The 17,767-nt window shown below is 72.7% G+C and carries 10 protein-coding genes; 7 read left to right on the top strand and 3 right to left on the bottom strand.

Annotation, left to right across the window (positions count from 1 at the left end; genetic code table 11):
• The first annotated feature begins 113 nt into the window (after positions 1-113).
• The 4 genes from ACH427_RS21970 to ACH427_RS21955 all read left to right on the top strand — a co-directional run bounded on the left by ACH427_RS21970 (position 114) and on the right by ACH427_RS21955 (position 10,644).
• A complete protein-coding gene (locus tag ACH427_RS21970) occupies positions 114-1,580 on the top strand; it encodes an acyltransferase domain-containing protein (protein ID WP_398871573.1) in 1,467 nt (488 codons plus the stop codon).
• A gap of 131 nt (positions 1,581-1,711) precedes the next feature.
• Positions 1,712-7,726: an SDR family oxidoreductase gene (locus ACH427_RS21965; RefSeq protein WP_398871571.1), complete on the top strand. Its 6,015-nt coding sequence runs from the start codon at positions 1,712-1,714 to the stop codon at positions 7,724-7,726.
• Positions 7,727-7,728: 2 nt separating this feature from the next.
• Positions 7,729-10,122 carry a KR domain-containing protein gene (locus ACH427_RS21960; protein WP_398871569.1) on the top strand — a complete coding sequence of 798 codons (2,394 nt, stop codon included), beginning with the start codon at positions 7,729-7,731 and terminating at the stop codon, positions 10,120-10,122.
• A gap of 102 nt (positions 10,123-10,224) precedes the next feature.
• Positions 10,225-10,644: an ester cyclase gene (locus tag ACH427_RS21955; protein ID WP_398871567.1), complete on the top strand. Its 420-nt coding sequence runs from the start codon at positions 10,225-10,227 to the stop codon at positions 10,642-10,644.
• Positions 10,645-10,698: 54 nt separating this feature from the next.
• Here the strand turns inward: ACH427_RS21955 and ACH427_RS21950 are convergent, their stop codons facing one another.
• The gene (locus ACH427_RS21950) at positions 10,699-11,178 is read right to left on the bottom strand and encodes a nuclear transport factor 2 family protein (RefSeq protein WP_398871565.1); all 480 of its coding nucleotides are present in this window, start codon (positions 11,176-11,178) and stop codon (positions 10,699-10,701) included.
• A 135-nt stretch (positions 11,179-11,313) separates the two neighbouring features.
• Here ACH427_RS21950 and ACH427_RS21945 point away from each other — a divergent pair, with 135 nt between their 5' ends.
• Positions 11,314-12,231, top strand: a complete 918-nt coding sequence (locus ACH427_RS21945; RefSeq protein WP_398871563.1) for an SDR family NAD(P)-dependent oxidoreductase — start codon at positions 11,314-11,316, stop codon at positions 12,229-12,231.
• The gene (locus ACH427_RS21940; RefSeq protein ID WP_398871561.1) at positions 12,228-13,664 is read left to right on the top strand and encodes a cytochrome P450; all 1,437 of its coding nucleotides are present in this window, start codon (positions 12,228-12,230) and stop codon (positions 13,662-13,664) included. The genes ACH427_RS21945 and ACH427_RS21940 overlap by 4 nt, the downstream gene beginning before the upstream one ends.
• A 60-nt stretch (positions 13,665-13,724) precedes the next feature.
• Here ACH427_RS21940 and ACH427_RS21935 read toward each other — a convergent pair whose 3' ends face one another.
• Together ACH427_RS21935 and ACH427_RS21930 are read right to left on the bottom strand one after the other, a co-directional pair.
• Positions 13,725-15,569, bottom strand: coding sequence for a BTAD domain-containing putative transcriptional regulator (locus tag ACH427_RS21935; RefSeq protein ID WP_398871559.1), 1,845 nt, complete (start codon positions 15,567-15,569; stop codon positions 13,725-13,727).
• A gap of 640 nt (positions 15,570-16,209) precedes the next feature.
• A complete protein-coding gene (locus tag ACH427_RS21930) occupies positions 16,210-16,641 on the bottom strand; it encodes a MarR family winged helix-turn-helix transcriptional regulator (RefSeq protein ID WP_398871557.1) in 432 nt (143 codons plus the stop codon).
• A gap of 88 nt (positions 16,642-16,729) precedes the next feature.
• On the opposite strand from ACH427_RS21930, the gene ACH427_RS21925 reads away from it, so the two are divergent.
• Positions 16,730-17,749, top strand: coding sequence for an NADP-dependent oxidoreductase (locus tag ACH427_RS21925; protein ID WP_398871555.1), 1,020 nt, complete (start codon positions 16,730-16,732; stop codon positions 17,747-17,749).
• Positions 17,750-17,767 lie beyond the last annotated feature (18 nt).

Here is a 17,767-nt window from a genome sequence, read left to right as displayed (position 1 = left end):
CCGGGGGCCGCGCCCCCGGATCCCCGACCCGGCGCGGCACACCCCGGCGTACGCGGCGGAGCCCCGTGCACCGACGAACCACCCGCACCAACACAAGCAACGGAGACATCGGCATGGCACAGAACACCGCACTCCTCTTCCCCGGCCAGGGCGGCTTCGACAGCGCGGCGCTCCGCTCGGCCAAGGAGAGCTACCCCCAGATCCGGCGGGTATTCGAGCAGATCGACGCGGAGACGCAGAACCTCTTCGCACGGCGGATCACGGACACCCTGTTCGGCCAGGAGAAGGCGGACCTCGGCGAGCTGCTCGCCGACGACCCCTGGGTCTCGCAGGTGGCCATCTACGCCGCCGGCCTCGCCGCGTACGAGATCCTCACCGCCCAGGGCGTCGAGCCGGACGTCCTCGCGGGCCACAGCCTCGGCGAGATCACCGCCCTCGTGGCCGCGGGCGCGTTCTCGGTCGAGGACGGCGTGCGCATCGTCGCGCAGCGCGTGGCGGTCATCCAGCGGCAGCAGGGCATAGACGGCCGCATGGTGGCCCTCACCGCCGGCGCCGACCGGGTCCGCCTGCTGCTGGACCTGGTGGACGAGCCGCTGCTGGCCGTCGCCACCGAGAACCACGACGAGCAGACCGTGGTGAGCGGCCCGGACAAGGTCCTGGACCGCGTCACGGCCATCGCCCGGCAGCTCGGCATCAACGCGATCGAGATCGACGCGCCCTTCCCCTTCCACACCCCCGCCCTGGCCCCGGCCGTCCCGGAGTTCGCCGCGTACGTCCGCAAGCTGGACCAGCACCCGCTGCGCCGCCCGGTCTACTCGCCGATCCTCCAGCGCTACTACGAGCCCGACGACGCCCTGGCCGACCTGCTGGCGGAGCACTTCGTCAAGCCGGTCCGGTTCGCGACCGCGGTGCGCCACCTCCAGGAGTCCGGCGTCACCACCTTCGTGGAGGCGGGCGGGCGCCCGGCGCTGACCAAGCTCGTCACCCGGCTCACCCCGGACACGGGCGTGCGCGCCCTGGCCACGCTCGCCCTCGACGGCGGTGGCCGCCTCGCCCTCGACGCCACCCTGGACGTCCTGCGGGAGGCGGGCCTCGCGCACGCCGCCGGAGCCCCCACCCTCGGCGGCCTGCTGGCCCCGGCGGTGCCCGCCGGCGTCTTCGAGGCCTACTGGGCCCGCTACGGCGACGACGTGCTGGCGTACGTCCGCGACGAACTCGCCGCCTTCCAGCGGGAGAACGCCCCGGCCGCCGCTCCTGCCGCCCCCGCCGCGCCCGAGGCAGCGGCGCCCGCCGCGAGCGACGGCCCGGACCGCGACGAGGTCTTCGCCGCCCTGCGTGCTCTCTACGCCGAGGCCCTGGAGTACCCCGAGGAGGTCTTCGAGGGCGGCGTGCAGCTGGAGGCCGAGCTGGGTGTCGACTCCGTCAAGCAGGTCGAGCTGCTCTCCCGGGTCTCCGAGCGCTACGGCCTGCCGCCGCGCGAGTCCGGCTTCCGCCTCTCCAACTACAACACGATGGACACGATCGCCGACTTCGTGCTCGCCGAGCTGAGCGGCGCCCGCGAGCACGCCGGCGCGGCCTGACCGCACCACGGCCCACGGCCCCGCAAGGCACGACTCCCGGGGGACGGCCCCCGGACCCCGGCCGGAAGCGCGGGCCCACGGGGGAACCCGAACGACATCGCGCCGCAAACGTGAGTAAGGACATGGCTCCAATGAAAGACCTCACCGGCAAGGTGGCCCTGGTCACCGGCGGGTCGAAGGGGATCGGTAAGGCGATCGTGCGGGAACTCGCCGCACGCGGTGCCGACATCGTCCTCAACTACTTCCACTCGCACGACCAGGCCAAGCAGACCCGCGACGAACTCGCCGCGGACGGCGTCCGGGTCGACCTCGTCCGCGCCTCGGTGGCGCGGCAGGAGCAGGTCGACCGGATGTTCGCGGAGATCGACCGGCTGCACGGCCGCCTCGACATCCTGATCAACAACGCGGCCGACGGCGCCCTGCTGCCGCTGGAGGAGACCACCGACGCGCACCTCGACAAGGCCCTCGACACCAACCTCAAGGGCGGACTGCGCTGCGCGCGGGCCGCGGCACCGCTGATGGCCAGGTCGGGCGGCGGCTCCATCGTCACGGTCTCCGCGCTGGGCGGCTCGCAGATGGTGATGGCCAACTACCTCGCCTGCGCCCCGGCGAAGGCCGCGGCCGAGGCCGCCTCCCGCTACCTCGCGGTCGAGCTGGCGCCGCTGAACATCCGGGTCAACACCGCCTCCGCCGCCATGCTGAGCAGCGCGGTGGCGGACAAGTTTCCGCAGGCCGCGCAGATGCAGGAGGTCATCGCGCGGGCCACGCCGCTCGGGCGGCTCGGCACGCCGGAGGAGTTCGCCTCCGTCGTCGCCTTCCTCGCCTCCGACGACTCCCGGTGGATCACCGGCCAGGTCATCCTGGCCGACGGCGGTCTGACGCTCGGCGCGGCCCTGCTCTCGCCGCCGGCGCTCGCGGCGGCCGAAGAGCCGCCGGCCCTCGTCGCGGATGCACAGCCCTCCGTGGAACAGCCCTCCGTGGAACGGGCCTCCGTGGAACGGACCTCCGCAGAACGGACCTTGGCGGTGCGGGAATCCGCGGGCGAGGCCGGGGCGGAGGCGCGGGCCGAGGCCCGGACCGAGACCGAACCCGAAGACGGCGACGACGCGATCGCCATCGTCGGCATGGGCATGGCCGTCGCCGGGGCCAACAGCCCCGAGGAGTTCTGGAAGCTGCGGATGACGGGGGACGAGCTCTTCGTCAAGGTGCCCCAGGACCGCTGGCAGCACGAGAGCTTCCACTCGCCCGACCTCGCCGCCGAGGACAAGGCGTACGCCGACCACTGCGTCTTCATCACCGGCTTCACCCCCGCCGAGGGCGCCCTGGACGGCATGCCCGGCGGCGCCGACCAGCAGGAGCTCACCACGCAGTGGCTGCGCCACAGCCTGGTGCAGGCGCTGGACGGGGTCAGCCACAGCCCCACCGACAGCGCGTCCTTCGTCATCGGCTACACCCCCGACGGCAGCCAGCACCTGGAGGAGGCCGGGGTCCTGCAGAGCCTGACCCGGCTCACCCACGGCATCGTCGACGGCCTCGACGTGCCGGCCAAGGAGCGGGAGGGCCTGCGCGACGACATCGACGAGGCGCTCGCCCGCCGCTACCGGCGCGGTGGCCAGGACCCCGCGCGCTTCCTGCCGCACCGGGTCGGCGAGCTGGCGATGGCGGGGATCCTCCCGCCGTCCACCGAGCTCCACATGGTCGACACCGCGTGCTCCTCCTCCCTCTACGCCATCGACATCGCGGCCAAGGGCCTGCTGATGGGCAAGCAGGACATCGCCGTCTGCGGCGGGGCGTTCGCCCTCGCGCCGCGCGGCACGGTGCTCTTCTCCAAGCTCCAGGGGCTCTCCAAGAGCGGCACGGTGCACGCCCTGGACGAGAGCGCCGACGGCGTCATCTTCGCCGACGGCGCCGCCCTCGTCGTCCTCAAGCGGCTGAGCAAGGCGCGCCGCGACGGCGACCGTGTCCTCGGTGTGCTGCGCGCCTTCGGCTCGTCCTCGGACGGCAAGGGCAAGGCGATCTACGCCCCGAACTCCGACGGCCAGAGCCTCGCCGTGCTGCGCGCGCTGGAGGACGGCGAGGTCGACGGCGACGACGTGCAGTGGATCAACGCGCACGCGACCGGCACGCCCGCCGGTGACCTCGCCGAGTTCACCACTCTGCGCGAGCACTTCGGCACCTCCCGGCCCACCGTCGTCACCTCCAACAAGTCCCTGATCGGGCACACCGGCTGGGCGGCCGGCGTGGTCTCGCTCATCGAGAACCTGAAGGGCCTGGAGGAGCACACCATCCCCGGGCAGTTCCGCCTCAGCAGCCCCCGCGCCGACTTCCGGCTCGACGAGACCGAGCTGGAGGTGACCTCCGAGCCGCGGCCGTGGCCGGAGAGCGCCGAGCGGCCCCGGCTCGCGGCCGTCTCCGGCTTCGGCTTCGGCGGCACCAACGCCCACCTGATCGTCTCCGAGCCGCTGCCGCCCGCCGAGGTGGCGGAGACCCCCGTCACCAAGACCCCGGACCCCGAGAGCCGGGTCGCCATCGTCGGCTGGTCGGCCCACCTGCCGGGCCTGGACGGGCGCGAGGAGGTCGTGAACTGGCTGGCCGGCGGCCGTAAGCCGCTCGACAGCTTCGGCGCCGACTACCCGCCGCCGCCCTTCAGCAAGGTCCGGCTGCCCCCGAAGACGATCCGCGCCCTCGACCGCTGCCAGCTGATGATCCTGGAGTGCGCGCACCAGCTCCGCGACCAGATGCCCGACTTCTGGAGCGAGCAGGCCGCCAAGACCGGCGTCTTCGTCGGACACATGGGCCCCACCCGCGCCGCGATGCTCTACGCCAACCGCTGCTACCTCGACGACGTCGAGCGGGCGCTGGCCGACTCGCCGCGGGCGGGCTCCGAGGCCGTGCCGCGGATCCTCGACCGGCTGCGCGAGCAGGTGCGTGCGATGATCCCGGAGTCCAACGAGGACTCGTTCCCCGGGCAGATGCCCAACATCATCTCGGCGCGCGTGGCGAACTACTTCGACCTCCACGGCCCGAACATGACGATGGACTCCGGCTTCGCCTCCGCCCTGTCGTCCATCACCTCCGCCGGCCGCTACCTGCGCACCGGTGAACTGGACTTCGCGCTGGCGGGCGGCATCAACGGCAACAGCCTGCCCGAATACCGTTCCCTGATCGGCGGGCTCCTCCCGGAGCACGCGACGGAACTGGCCGAGGGCGGTTTCCTGTTCGCCCTCACCACCGAGGAGCGCGCCGAGCGCGCGGGCCTGCCGGTCCTCGCCTACGTCGACGAGGCGCTCGGCGGCACGGAGGCGCACCGTGACACCCTGCTGTGCGGCTCCTCCGCGCCCGAGAACGCCCGCTACCTGGGCGCGGCCGGGGGACTGGCCGTCCTCAAGGCGCTGCACGGCCCGGCGGGCACCGTCGTCCTCTCCTGCGAGGAGGGCGAGCACGCCGAGGGAGGCGCCGGGGCCAGGCTCCGGCTGACCGTCCCCGGCGACCCCGCCGAAGCGACCGGCTCCGCCCCGGCGGAGGCCACCGGCACGACTACTACTGGCGCGACCGCCGGCACACTCCCCGAGGGCTTCCTCTCGCAGGACCACACGGCGGCCGGGACACCCCTGCGGGTCCGCCGCCACGTGCCCGTCCTGGAGGCGGCGCCGCCCGTGACCGTACGGGAGGCGGTCCCGTTCCTCGCGGACGGCACGGCCGTCGTCACCGACGCGCCCGGCCTCCTCGCCCGCGCCGCGGGCCGGACCACCGGCCTCACCGTCCTGTCGACCACCCCGCTCGACGCCCCGCGCCCCGGCTGGCACCACCTGCCGGAGGTCACCCCGGAGGCCGTACGCGAGGCCCTGGCGAGCTCCGGGAAGCCGGTCACCCAGCTGCGGGTGTTCAGCGACCTGAGCCGCGCCGTGGCCCCAGGACAGGCGCTCACCGAGGGCTCCCCGGCGCTCCTCGCCCTGCACAGCGCCGCCTATCTGGCGGTGCAGCACGCCTATGAGGACCTGTCGGGACCCGGCTCCTCCCTCGTCGTCCTCCTCCAGGGCGCGGTGACCGACGGCACCCCGCACCCCTTCTCCGGCCTGTTCACCGGCCTGCTGAAGACCGCGGGCCTGGAGCTCCCGGACGCCACCGGCTTCGCCCTGCTGACCTCGGCCACCGACGCCGGCGAGGCCGTGGAGCGCGTGGAGGCCGAGAGCCGGGCGCGGCGGGACTTCCCCGTCGTGGTCGACGCCGGCGGCGTCCGCCAGGTGTACCGCCTCAAGGAGGAGCCGGACGACCTGGACGCGGACACCCCGGCGGTCCTCGGCCGGGACTCCGTGGTCGTCGTCGCGGGCGGCGCCCGGGGTATCACCGCCGAGGTCCTCAAGGCCGTCGCGGAGCAATTCGGGCCGCGGATCTACGTGTTCGGCAGCAACGCCCTCGACACCTACCCGCCCTCGGTCTACGCCGGGAGCGACGAGGAGTTCGCGGCGGGCCGCGCGGCCTTCATCTCCGCCGAGCTCGCGAGGCGCGGTGGCCGGACGGTCGCGGGCATCAACAAGGAATTCGACCGGATGGTCAACGCCCGTACCGCCCGGCAGAACCTCGACGCCATGGCGGCCCACAGCGGCGCGGACCGGGTCACCTATCTGACCTGCGACATGCGCGACAGCGCCGAGGTCGACAAGGCGATCGGCCGCGTCCTCGCCGAGCAGGGCCGGATCGACCTGCTCGTCAACGCCGCCGGACTCCAGCGCTCCGCGCTCATCAGGGACAAGGACTTCGCGGAGTTCACCTCCATCCGCGACCTGAAGGTCGAGTCCTACCTCAACCTGAAGCACGCGCTGCGCTCCGCACCGCCCCGCCTGTGGTGCAACTTCGGTTCCCTGCTCGGCTACTTCGGACAGCTCGGGGAGGCGGACTACGCCTCGGCCAACGACTTCCTGGGCAGCGCGTCCGCCTATGCCGCGGCCACCACGGACCACGCCGAGGTCACCATTGGCTGGACGCTGTGGGCGAGCGTCGGCATGGGGGCCAACGAGCTGACGAAGGCGTACTACGAGCGGGCCGGCTCCTACAGCAACATGCCGGTCCCCGAAGGCGTCCACCACTTCGTGCGGGAGCTGCACGCCCCCGTGCGGCGGCCCTCCGTCGTGCACCTGGGCGAGGCCGAGCGCGCCACGGTGGAGACCTTCTACCCCGGCTATCTCACGGGCCGCGACCCCGGCTTCTTCCTGCGCCGCGTGGTCGAGTCCGACGCGAAGTCCGCGGTCTTCGAGTGCCGCTTCGACCTGGAGACCGACGGCTATCTGGAGCACCACACCGTGCGCGGCGAACCGACGCTGCCCGGCACCTTCGTGACCGAGCTCGCGGCGGAGGCCGCCCGGCACCTGGTGCCCGGCAAGCACGTCATCGCCTTCGAGGACCTGCGGTTCGAGCACTTCCTGCGCGTCTACCGCGACCTCCCGGCCCGGCCCAAGCGCATCAAGGCCGAGATCGCCGGGGAGCAGGGCGACGCCACCGTCGTGCAGGTCCTGGTGACCGAGGACGTGGTGGCGCCGAACGGGGCCGTCCTGATCGCGGACCGGGTGCACTTCGCGGCCCGCGTCCTGCTCGCCGACGCCTTCCCGGCCGCGCCCCGGTGGGAGCACTGGGACACCGCCGACGACATCCCCGTGCCCGACCCGTACCACCAGCCCGGCTCGCCGGTGAAGCTGACCGGGCCCTTCGTCTCCACCGCCGACACCCGCATCCACCCCCAGGGCAAGCGCGGGCGCTACGCCCTGGCGCTCCCCGAGGACGACCCCGCGTGGGCGCGGTTCACCGTCCCGTGCGTCCTGCTGGACGGCCTGGCGCGGGTCGGGGTGCTGGACCTCGTCGACGGCCACCTCGTGCCCGTCGCGGCACCGCTGGCGATCCGCCGCATCGACCTCTACGAGGAGGCCAACGACCACGTCCTGTCCACCGGGGAGGACCGGATCGACCTCTACGCCACCCCGCCCGGCTTCGACCTGGCCGCCGACCGCGTCGACAACCGCTTCGTCGCGACCCGGCCCGACGGCCGCATGCTCCTCCAGATGAAGGACCTCCAGGCGACCCTGATCGGCTACGTCGACGCCCGCACGGGCGAGGCCGTGGCCCTCGACGCGCCCGACCGGAAAGGGACATGACCATGGAGTCCCCACAGTCTCCGCGGACGACGGCCGGGCCCACGGCGGGTGACACGGCGGTCCAGCCGATGACCCGCATGGTGTGGCAGCTCACCAGCCTGCCGCAGCGGCCCGGTGACCCCGCCCGGCTCACGGGGATGCGCGTGCTGCTCCTCGCGGACGAGGAGGGGGCGGCCGGGACCGCCGCCGCCGTCGAGCGCGCCCTGACCGAGCGCGGCGCCCTCGTGCGCCGGCGGGCGCCGGGCGGCCCCGTCGACGCGATCGTCGACCTCACCGTGGGCCGCGCCCCCGGCGAGGGGGAAGCCGAGGAGGTCTGGCGGGACCCGCTGCTGCGCACCGTCGGCGCCCTGCGCGAGCACTACGACGACTGGGCACAGGAGACCTCGGCGAGCCGCCTGTTCTACCTCGCCGTCACCTACCTCGGCGGCGGGATGGGCCACCACCCGCAGGACGACCTCGCGCAGCCGCTGGGCGGCATCTGGGCGGGCCTGGCGAAGACGCTGCACCGGGAGTTCCCCAACTGCAACGCCCGGGTCGTCGACATCGCGCTGTCCGCGCTGGACGAGCTGCCCGGCATCGTCGCCGCCGAGCTGGGCCGGCCCGGCGAGCTGGAGGTCGGCTACCGCGACGGGCAGCGCCTGACGCTCACCCCGTCCGCCCGCCCGGCCGGCGAGCCCGTCGTCGAACTCGGCCCCGACGATTGCGTGCTGATCTCCGGCGGTGGCCGGGGCATCGGCTGGGAGCTGGCCCGCACCCTCGCCGAGCGGCACGGCCTGCGGGTCGTGGTGACCGGCCGGGAGCCCTTCCCCACCGGCGACGAGCCGTGGTCCGGCATGGACGAGGCCGAGCTGAAGGTCTACGAGAAGCAGGTGTGGGCCGACAACCGCGGCCGCCCGCCGGCCGGGACGCGGCGCGACATCGCCCGCGTCCGCCGCCTGTGGGAGCTCGCGGCCAACGTCACCGGCGCCCGTGCGCGAGGGCTGCGCGTCGACTACGCCCGGTGCGACTTCACCGACCGCGACCAGGTCCGCGAGCTCGTCGCCCGCGAGGGCGCCGCGCTGACCGGAGTCGTGCACAACGCCGGGGTCGACACCGCGGCGCGGCTGCCCAAGAAGACGGACGACGAGGTCCTCGCGACCGTCCGCACGAAGATCGAGGGCTTCGCCAACCTCTTCGGCGAACTCCGCGACCACCCGCTGAAGTTCTTCTGCAACGTCGGCTCCCTCACCGGGCGGCTGGGCGGCATGGTCGGCCAGCTGGAGTACGCGGCGGCCAACGAGGGGCTGGCGCGGCTGGGCCGCTGGGCGAGCGGCCGGGCCGGCTTCCCCGTGATGACGCTCGCCTGGCCGACCTGGGACCGCATCGGCCTGATCGCCAACTTCTCGGCGACGCTGCGCTACATGGCGGCCATCGACGTCACCGACGGCCTCGCCAAGTGGCAGGCGGAGCTGCGCGCCGGGTCCGACGGCGAGGTCACCTTCGTGGGCCCGCTGGGCGCGGCGATCGACCCGGGCCAGGCCATCGGCTATCCCATCGTGCCCGACCTGCCCGGCTTCACCGACACCTTCCCGAAGATCTACCACCTGGGCGAGGTCGTCACCTACCGGCCGCACAGCCGGATGGTCTCGCGCGTGACCTTCGACCGCGAACGGGCGCCCGTCCTGATGGACTTCCTCATGGACGGCGTCGAGGCGGTGCCGGTGAGCCTGCTGCTGGAGAGCGCGGTCCGGGGCGCCGAGTGGATCGTCCCGGAGGACTTCCCCGCGCTGCGCGCCGACTGCCTCGAAGAGATCGTCGTGCCACTGGAGTTGCTGCGCCTGGACGGCCCCACCACCGTCTGGGAGCGGGAGATCAGCGGCAGGAGGGAGGGGCGCACCTGGGTCGTCGACGTCTGCTTCCGGCGGCCGGACGACGGCCCGGACGGGCCGCGGGCGAGCCTGCGGGTCGTCTACGAGCCGGGCGATTCGCGCTCGCCCGCGCCACCGCGGCCGGATGTCGCGCGGACCACCACATGGCGCTCGGGGCCACCGATGCTGCGCTGGCGCTCGTCGGTGGTCCCGGCCGCCGCCTGGACCCACGGCCCCGACGGCCGCTGGTCCGCGGAGGTGCGGCCGTGCGCCTCCAACGACCTCTGGGCGACGCCCAGCGTGCCGCGCACGGCGCTGGCGGTCTCCGTCCTGGAGAACGTCGTGCGGCTGTGTGCGAAGGCGCGCGCGGGCCTTTCCGTCGCCGTCGACCCCTTGGTGATCGGCCGCGTCACCCTGCATTCCGAGGAGCAGGGGAATTCCGTGGTCGAGGGCGATCCGGCGCTGGGTGTGTGGCGCGCGAAAAGCGTGGTGTCGGGGCTGCCCGTGCTCACGGTCTCGGGTTTTCCCGGGCCGCTCGGAAACGGTTGACAGAATTACCGGTCGATGCCACCGTCATGGCATTGCGGAGTCGTCGCCGTATGCCCAGGAAATAACCGCCGGAATTTACGCAGAGAAATTGGAGCGCTTGATATGTCGACGTTGCAGCAGAACAAGGCCGTGTTGGAGCGCTACTACGAGGAGTGCCTCAACAAGGGAAATCTCGACGTCATCTACGAGGGCGCCGGTGACGACCACATCAGCCACGGCACCGCGCCCAACGGCAAGGAGGGCGTGGAGCACCTCAAGGAGTGGGTGCGGCTCCAGCGCGCGTCCTTCCCCGACCTCAAGGTCGTGGTGGACGACTGGATCCTGGAGGGCGAGAAGGTCGTCAGCCGGTTCACCGCCAGCGGCACCCACACCGGTGAGCCCTACGAGGGCGTGCCGGCCATCGGCCGGGAGTTCTCCGTGAGCGGGATCGTCATCGACGAGTTCCGCGACGGGATCATCGTGGAGAGCTGGTTCTCGCTGGACGGCCTGGAGCTGGCCAAGCAGCTCGGCGCCCTGGGCTGACCGCGCCCGGGCCCGGCACCGCGCGGCGGTGCCGGGCCCGGCGGGGCCCGCTCGTCAGCCCCGCCGGACGGCGCGCGCGTCCGCGTCCGTGATGGGCGCGGCGTGCGCCTCGGCGTTACCGGAGGCGGCGATGGCGTCCAGGGCGCGCTGGAGGACGACGGTGTCCTCCAGGGTGTGGATCTCGGTGATCCGGCCCCACTTCAGATAGAGGAACTGGGTCATGACGTTGTCGTAGCGGGTGCCGTCCGGGAGCGGGCCGCCGATCTTCACCCGGGTGGCCACCTTGGTCAGCCAGGGGCCGCCGGAAATGATGATCTCCAGCGGCTCGAAACGGGCCTCCGGGATGAGCCGGAAGACCCGCTGCCACCACAGGCTCATGGCCTCGCGGGTGTGCCGCTCGCCGGACAGCGCGTGCTCCCCGTAGAAGACATAAGTGAATTCCGGGGCCAGCGTGTCCACCATGGACTGCCAGTCCCCGGAGTCGATCTGAGCAAAGGCTTTACGTAGTTTCGCGGCAACGATTCGGTGATACATGCGGATCCTTCCCCGGGTCCTTCGGAATATTTTCGGAAACCCTGAATGCCGCCCTGCGGTGCCCTCATTGATACCACGAGAACCCTTGCGGGAACACACCTCGCAGTGGGGTGCGAGAAAAGGCGGGAGAGTGTGATGACATCTCCGATTCCGGTGCTGATCACCGGCTGTTCATCGGGTATCGGCCGGGCCACCGCGCGGCGGCTGCACCGCGCCGGAATGGCCGTGTACGCCACGGCCCGCCGGCCCGGGACGCTGGCCGAGCTCACCGCCGAGGGCATCCGGACGCTGGCGCTGGACGTCACCGACGAGGAGAGCATGCGCGCCGCCGTCGCCGCCGTCGAAGCGGAGTACGGCGCGGTCGGGGCCCTGATCAACAGCGCGGGCTTCGCCGTCTCCGGGGTCGTCGAGGAGGTCGGCATCGAGGACATGCGCCGGCAGTTCGAGACCAATGTCTTCGGGCTGGCCCGCCTCAGCCAGCTGGTCCTCCCCGGCATGCGCGCGGCGGGCACCGGCACCATCGTCAACGTCTCGTCCATCTTCGGCCGTTACGCGGTCCCCGGCGGCGGCCTCTACCAGGCGTCCAAGCACGCGGTCGAGGCGCTCAGCGACGCCCTGCGGCTGGAGGTCGCCGACTTCGGCGTCCGCGTGGTGCTGATCGAGCCGGGCCCGGTGCGCACCACCGACTTCGGCGCGACGTACGTGGCGAACTTCCGTCCCGTCAGCGAGGTCTACGCCGACTTCCGCCGCCGCACCGCCGAATACTTCGACGCCATCTACACCGGCAGCCGCCGCACCCTCGCGGGCACCTTCACCATCCAGGCCGACGACGTGGCCCGCGCGGTCGAACGCGCCGTCCGCAGCAGCCGCCCGCGCGCCCGGTACCCCGTCGGCTTCCTCGCCCACAGCACCCTCGCCCTGCGGCGGCTGGCCCCGGACGCCGTCTTCGACAACCTCTTCGTGCGGCGCGCCTTCCCCGTGCCGAGGAAGAGCACCCGGCCGGTCCCGCCCCGGCCCGTACGGACCGCCACCACGCGTAAGGACGCCCGATGACCGCGACCACCGCCCTCCCCGCCGCCACCGCGACAGCCCCCGGCCCCAAGGGCGTGCCCGTGCTGGGCAGCCTCGGCTCCTGGCGCCGCAACACCGCCGAATTCCTGCTGGGCCTCCAGCGCGACCATGGCGAGGTCGTGCGGATGCGCCTCGGCCCCATGACGGTCCATCAGGTCACGAGCCCGGAAGCGGTGCGCCGGGTGCTGGTGGAGAACAACGGCAACTATGTGCGCGGCCCGCTCTACGAGCAGTTCGGCGTCGTCATGGGCAAGGGACTGCTCACCACCGACGGTGAGTTCTGGCGCGGCCACCGCCGCGCGGTCCAGCCCGTCTTCCTCAAGAACGCCGTCCCCGACATCATCCCCAACATCGCCCGCGCCACCACCGAGATGCTCGACGAGTGGGAGGGCAAGGCCGCCCGCGGCGAGCCCGTGGACCTGATGACCGAGATGCTCAGGCTCACCCTCGTCACCCTCAGCCGCTCGCTCTTCGCCTACGACATCAAGCCGTCGTCCCGCGTGCTGAAGCTCATCGTCGACGACGTCGTCGAGGTCATGTTCCGCCGCGGCACCGCCTCCGAGATGCTGCCCTCCTGGGTGCCGACCGACCGGCAGCGCAAGATCGCCCGCATCCACCGGGTCTTCGACCGGATCGTCGCCGACGTCCGCGCCGGCTACGCGCGCACCGGCGAGGGCTCGCTGATCTCCCTGATGGAACAGGCCGAGGACCCCGCCACCGGCCGCCCGTGGACCGACCGGCAGATCCGCGACGAGCTCCTCACCGTCTACCTCGCGGGCCACGAGACCACCGCCGTCGCGCTCTTCTGGACCCTGATCGCCATCGCCGAGCACCCCCACATCCAGGAGGAGGTCGACGGCGAGATCGGCCGCGTGCTCGGCGGCACCCTCCCGGACGCCCGGAGCGCCGAGGAACTCACCTACACCAGGATGGTGGTGGACGAGAGCCTGCGGATGCACCCACCCATCTGGATCTTCCCGCGCGCCGCCGTCGGCCCGGACACCCTCGACGGCTACGGCATCGAGGCGGGCTCCTCGATCCTGCTCTCGCCGCTGGTGTCGCACCACAACCCCCGCTACTGGGACAACCCGATGGCCTTCGACCCCCAGCGGTTCACCCCCGAGGCCGTCAAGGAGCGCCCGCGCATGGCCTACTTCCCCTTCGGGGCGGGCCCGCGGCAGTGCGTCGGCAACTTCATGGCCCTGCTCGAACTGCGCACCATCGTCGCGATGATCAACCAGCGCTTCCGGATCAGCCGCGTCCCGGGCGACTCCCTCCAGTACGGCTCCCCGGTCATCTCCCTGCGCCCGCTGCGCGACGTCCTGGTCCACGTGCGCTCACGCGACGCGCGCCCGACGCCCTCCACGCGGGAGGCCGCGCCCCTGTCCTGCCCGGTGCGCCACACGGGGAGCTGACGCGGGCGCCCCCGTCCGCCGGACGGGCCCGGTCGTACGGCGACCGCGGCCCGCCCGGCGTCAGCCACGCCCGCGCACGAACGCGCGCAGCAGACCGGGGAAGCGGTACACCCCCATCCCCGGCGCGCCCAGCACCCCCGCGTCGACCAGCGATTCCAGCAGCTCCTCGGCCTCCCGCGCCGCCAGACCCAGACACGCCGCCGCCGACGACGGCGAGATGTCGGCCGCCTCCGGCCCCGCGAGCAGCCGCAGCGCCCGCGCGTGCTCCACGTCGAGCCCGTCGCAGTCCGCCGCGAACGCCGACTCCAGCGCCGTGCCGCCGCACCTCAGCTCCGCGAAGAGGCGGCCCTCGTCGGCCAGCCGGTCCGCCAGGCGCTCAACCGTCCACACGGGCCGCTCCACCAGCCGCGCCGCCGCGCTGCGCAGCGCCAGCGGAAGCCGCCCGCACAGCTCCGCGAGCCGAGCCCAGTCGGCATCGGGCGCTGTCCCCCGCTCCCGGCCCGAGGCCAGGACGAGCAGCTCCCGGGCGTCGGCGGGGGAGAGCACATCGAGCGGGACGTGGTCGGTGACCAGCGGCATCGGCAACGGCCGCCGGGCCGTGGCGATCACCCCGGCCGTGGGCGCCCCCGGCAGCAGGGGAGACAGCTGGGCCGATGAGACCACGCCCTCCAGCACCACCAGGACCCGCCTGCCGGCCAGCAGCGAACGGAACGCGGCGGCCCGCGCCTCCAGCCCGTCCGGGACGTCCTCGGCACGCACCCCGCACGAGAGCAGGAACTGCCCGAGCACCGCGGCCGGTTCCGCCAGCGGCCCCTCCAGGCGCGCGTGCAACTGACCGTCGGGGAAGTGCTCCGCCACCCGGTGGGCCACCTCCAGCGCAAGCGCCGCCTTGCCCACCCCCGCCATCCCGGACACCAGGCACACCGGCACGCTCCGCCGGCCGGGCGCGGTGAGCGCGGCGGCCATGGCGGCGGCGGGCGCGTCCCGGCCGGTGAGATGCCGCACGGCGGGTGGCAGTTGGGCCGGCCGGGGACGCGGCGGCACCGCCGCGCCGTCGGGGGAGTGTGCCGGGGCGGGGCGCGCGTCGTCGTCGCACTCGCCGTCGAGGATGCGCCGGTGCAGCTCCCGCAGCTCCGCGCACGGCTCGATGCCCAGCTCCGAGACGAGCGCGCCGCGCGCCTCGGCGAACGCCCGGAGCGCGTCACCCTGCCGGCCCGAGCGGTACAGCGCCCGCATCTGCAGGGCGCGGAGGTTCTCGCGCAGCGGGAACCGCGCGGTGGCGGCCGCGAGTTCGCAGGTCAGCGCGGCGTGCCGGCCCAGCTCCAGCTCCAGGGCCCAGCGCTCCTCCAGCACACCGATGTGCCGCTCCTCCAGGGCCGTGCGGTTCTCCTGCGCCCAGGGGCCCGCGATGCCGCCGAGCGGTTCGCCCCGCCACAGCGACAGGGCCCGCTCGAAGAGCGCGGAGGCACCGTGGAGGTCCCCCGCGCCGCGCCGCTCCCGCGCCTGTTCGACGGTGGAGGCGAAGGCGTGGACGTCGACACCGCCCTTGTCGATGTGGAGTTCGTAGCCACCCCGCCCCGAGGTGAGGACCTGGGCGTGCGAGCGGGGCGTGCGGTCGGGCTCGAATGCCTTGCGGAGCCTGCTGGCGTAGGTGGACACCAGACCGGGCGCGCACCCCGGTGGACATTCGCCGTACACGCCGTCGATGAGCCGGTCCCTCGGCACCAGCCCGCCCTGGGTGGCCAGCAGTGCGAGGACGGTGCGCTGCTGCGGCGTCCCCAGGTCTATCTCCGCCTGCCCACGCCAGGCACGGACGGGCCCGAGGAGGCTGATGCGCAGATCGGTACGGCCACGTCCGTCGTCGTAGGAAGCCGCATGGGTCGGGGTCACTCGGACATTCACCATGGACCGGTCATATCCATGAGCGATCAACGGTCGATGAATGAACGGTTGTCCTATACGAACGACTGTTCACTGCGGGTGGCCGTCCGTGAGGCGTGCGAGTGCTGCACGTGAGTGTCCGCAGGGAATTTTCCGGTTATCTCGCCCGGATTGGTGATTTCCCTACGTATAGGGCCAGTTAGGGGGTGGAAGCCGCTAATGTTCTTGACGGCGCCCCTGCGTGGGCGCCCCCCTTCAAGGAGGAGCCGACGAGGTTGTCGGGTTCGCGGAGGACCCGGCCAGCGGGTTCCTCCGGAGCGGTCACCGGCATTTGGCCGCGCACCGAAAGGGGGGCGCCTGATGCCAGGCCGCCACCGGAAGAAGCCTCTGCATGAGCGAATTGCCGCGGTGATCCGCGAGTTCGTGAGGTGGATGCTACGGAAGTGACCGGCCGTCCCCATCAGGTCTAGGGACGCCCGGTCGTGGACTTCCACTTCCGAAGGCCCTCGTTGCGGATGTCGGTCCGCGGCGGGGGCTGTATTCGTACGTGCGCCAGCAAAACTTCAGCCGGACTGGCGCCCGTACACCCCGCCGGTCTCCCGGCCGGGCGGGCATCAGTTTAGCGTCGGTGCCCCCGGCGTGCACCGCCCACAGGGGTGTATCTCTAGGCGGGATCCTCGCCCAGCATCCGCTGGAGGAGGTCGCGCAGGACCGTGCGTTCCCCCGTCGAAAGCCCGGCCAGTGGCTCGCGGGCGAAGTTCAGCGACTCGCGGAGCCGGGCGGCCGTGGCCGTGCCCTCGGGGGTGGCGGCGGCGAGCTTGACGCGCCGGTCGTCCGGGTCCGGGCGGCGCTCGGCCAGTCTGCGGGACTCCAGGCGGTCCACGATCCCGGTCACATTGGACGGCTCGCAGCGCAGCTGCTGGGCGATCCGCCGCATGGGCTGCGGCTCGCCGGCGAGCAGGGCCAGCACCTTCGCCTGGGCTCCGGTGAGGGAGTGCCGGGCGGCGGCCTCCTCGTACTCCGCGTGGTAGCGCGCCACGACGGTCGCGATGAGGTCGACCACTTCACGGGTCAGTGCATCAGAACGGGGGACCATGGGCTCCAGGTTACTCCGTTGCTTGACAACATGAAATATCGAGGAGCATGGTTGTTTCACTTGCTGAACCATTAGGAGGCCGCGTCCCATGTCCGCAACCCCCGCCACCGGTCGTGAATGGCATCTCGTCGCCCGCCCGCACGGCTGGCCGAAGCCCGAGGACTTCGCACTGCGCGAGACCGAGATCGCCGAGCCCGGCGAGGGCCAGATCCTGGTGCGCAACATCCACCTCTCCGTCGACCCCTACATGCGCGGCCGGATGAACGACGTGAAGTCCTACGTCCCGCCGTTCCAGCTCGACCGCCCCATGGACGGCGGCGCCGTCGGTGAGGTCGTCGCCTCCCGCTCCGCCGCCTTCGCGCCCGGCGACCACGTCCTGCACGGCCTCGGCTGGCGCGAGTACGCGGTGCTCGACGCCGAGCACGCCGTGAAGGCCGACCCCGCGGTCGCCCCGCTCTCCACCTACCTCGGCGTGCTCGGCATGCCGGGCCTGACCGCCTATGCCGGGCTGGTGGAGGTCGCCTCCTTCAAGGAGGGCGACGCCGTCTTCGTCTCCGGCGCCGCGGGCGCGGTCGGCGGCCAGGTCGGCCAGATCGCCAAGCTCAAGGGCGCCTCGCGCGTCATCGGCAGCGCCGGCTCGGACGAGAAGGTCCGGCTCCTGACCGAGGAGTACGGCTTCGACGCCGCCTTCAACTACAAGAAGGGCCCGGTCGCCGAGCAGCTCAAGGCCGCCGCCCCCGACGGCATCGACGTCTACTTCGACAACGTCGGCGGCGAGCACCTGGAGGCGGCCATCGGCTCCCTCAACCTGCACGGCCGGATCACCGTCTGCGGCATGATCGCGCAGTACAACGCCACCGAGCCGACCCCCGCCCCGCGCAACCTCGCGCTGGTCATCGGCAAGCGCCTGCGCATGCAGGGCATGCTCGTCAACGACCACCGCCACCTCCAGCAGCAGTTCGTCCAGGAGGTCGGCGCCTGGGTGCGCACCGGCGAGCTCAAGTACCGCGAGACGGTCGTCAAGGGCATCGAGCACAACGTCGACGCGTTCCTCGGCATGCTGCGCGGCGAGAACACCGGCAAGATGATCGTCACCCTCGACGCCTGAGCCTCGCGCCCCCGCGAG

The sequence above is a fragment of the Streptomyces sp. NPDC020379 genome (genome assembly GCF_044387105.1).
Taxonomy (GTDB): Bacteria; Actinomycetota; Actinomycetes; order Streptomycetales; family Streptomycetaceae; genus Streptomyces.
The sequence above is the reverse complement of the archived record's forward strand: the minus strand, read 5'-3'. Positions and strand labels throughout refer to the sequence as shown.

Bases quoted from the DNA above. Each gene is read 5' to 3' on its own strand.
- ACH427_RS21970 (WP_398871573.1), top strand. From the start codon at position 114: ATGGCACAGAACACCGCACTCCTCTTCCCCGGCCAGGGCGGCTTCGAC.
- ACH427_RS21965 (WP_398871571.1), top strand. From the start codon at position 1,712: ATGAAAGACCTCACCGGCAAGGTGGCCCTGGTCACCGGCGGGTCGAAG.
- ACH427_RS21960 (WP_398871569.1), top strand. From the start codon at position 7,729: ATGGAGTCCCCACAGTCTCCGCGGACGACGGCCGGGCCCACGGCGGGT.
- ACH427_RS21955 (WP_398871567.1), top strand. From the start codon at position 10,225: ATGTCGACGTTGCAGCAGAACAAGGCCGTGTTGGAGCGCTACTACGAG.
- ACH427_RS21950 (WP_398871565.1), bottom strand. From the start codon at position 11,178: ATGTATCACCGAATCGTTGCCGCGAAACTACGTAAAGCCTTTGCTCAG.
- ACH427_RS21945 (WP_398871563.1), top strand. From the start codon at position 11,314: ATGACATCTCCGATTCCGGTGCTGATCACCGGCTGTTCATCGGGTATC.
- ACH427_RS21940 (WP_398871561.1), top strand. From the start codon at position 12,228: ATGACCGCGACCACCGCCCTCCCCGCCGCCACCGCGACAGCCCCCGGC.
- ACH427_RS21935 (WP_398871559.1), bottom strand. From the start codon at position 15,569: ATGGTGAATGTCCGAGTGACCCCGACCCATGCGGCTTCCTACGACGAC.
- ACH427_RS21930 (WP_398871557.1), bottom strand. From the start codon at position 16,641: ATGGTCCCCCGTTCTGATGCACTGACCCGTGAAGTGGTCGACCTCATC.
- ACH427_RS21925 (WP_398871555.1), top strand. From the start codon at position 16,730: ATGTCCGCAACCCCCGCCACCGGTCGTGAATGGCATCTCGTCGCCCGC.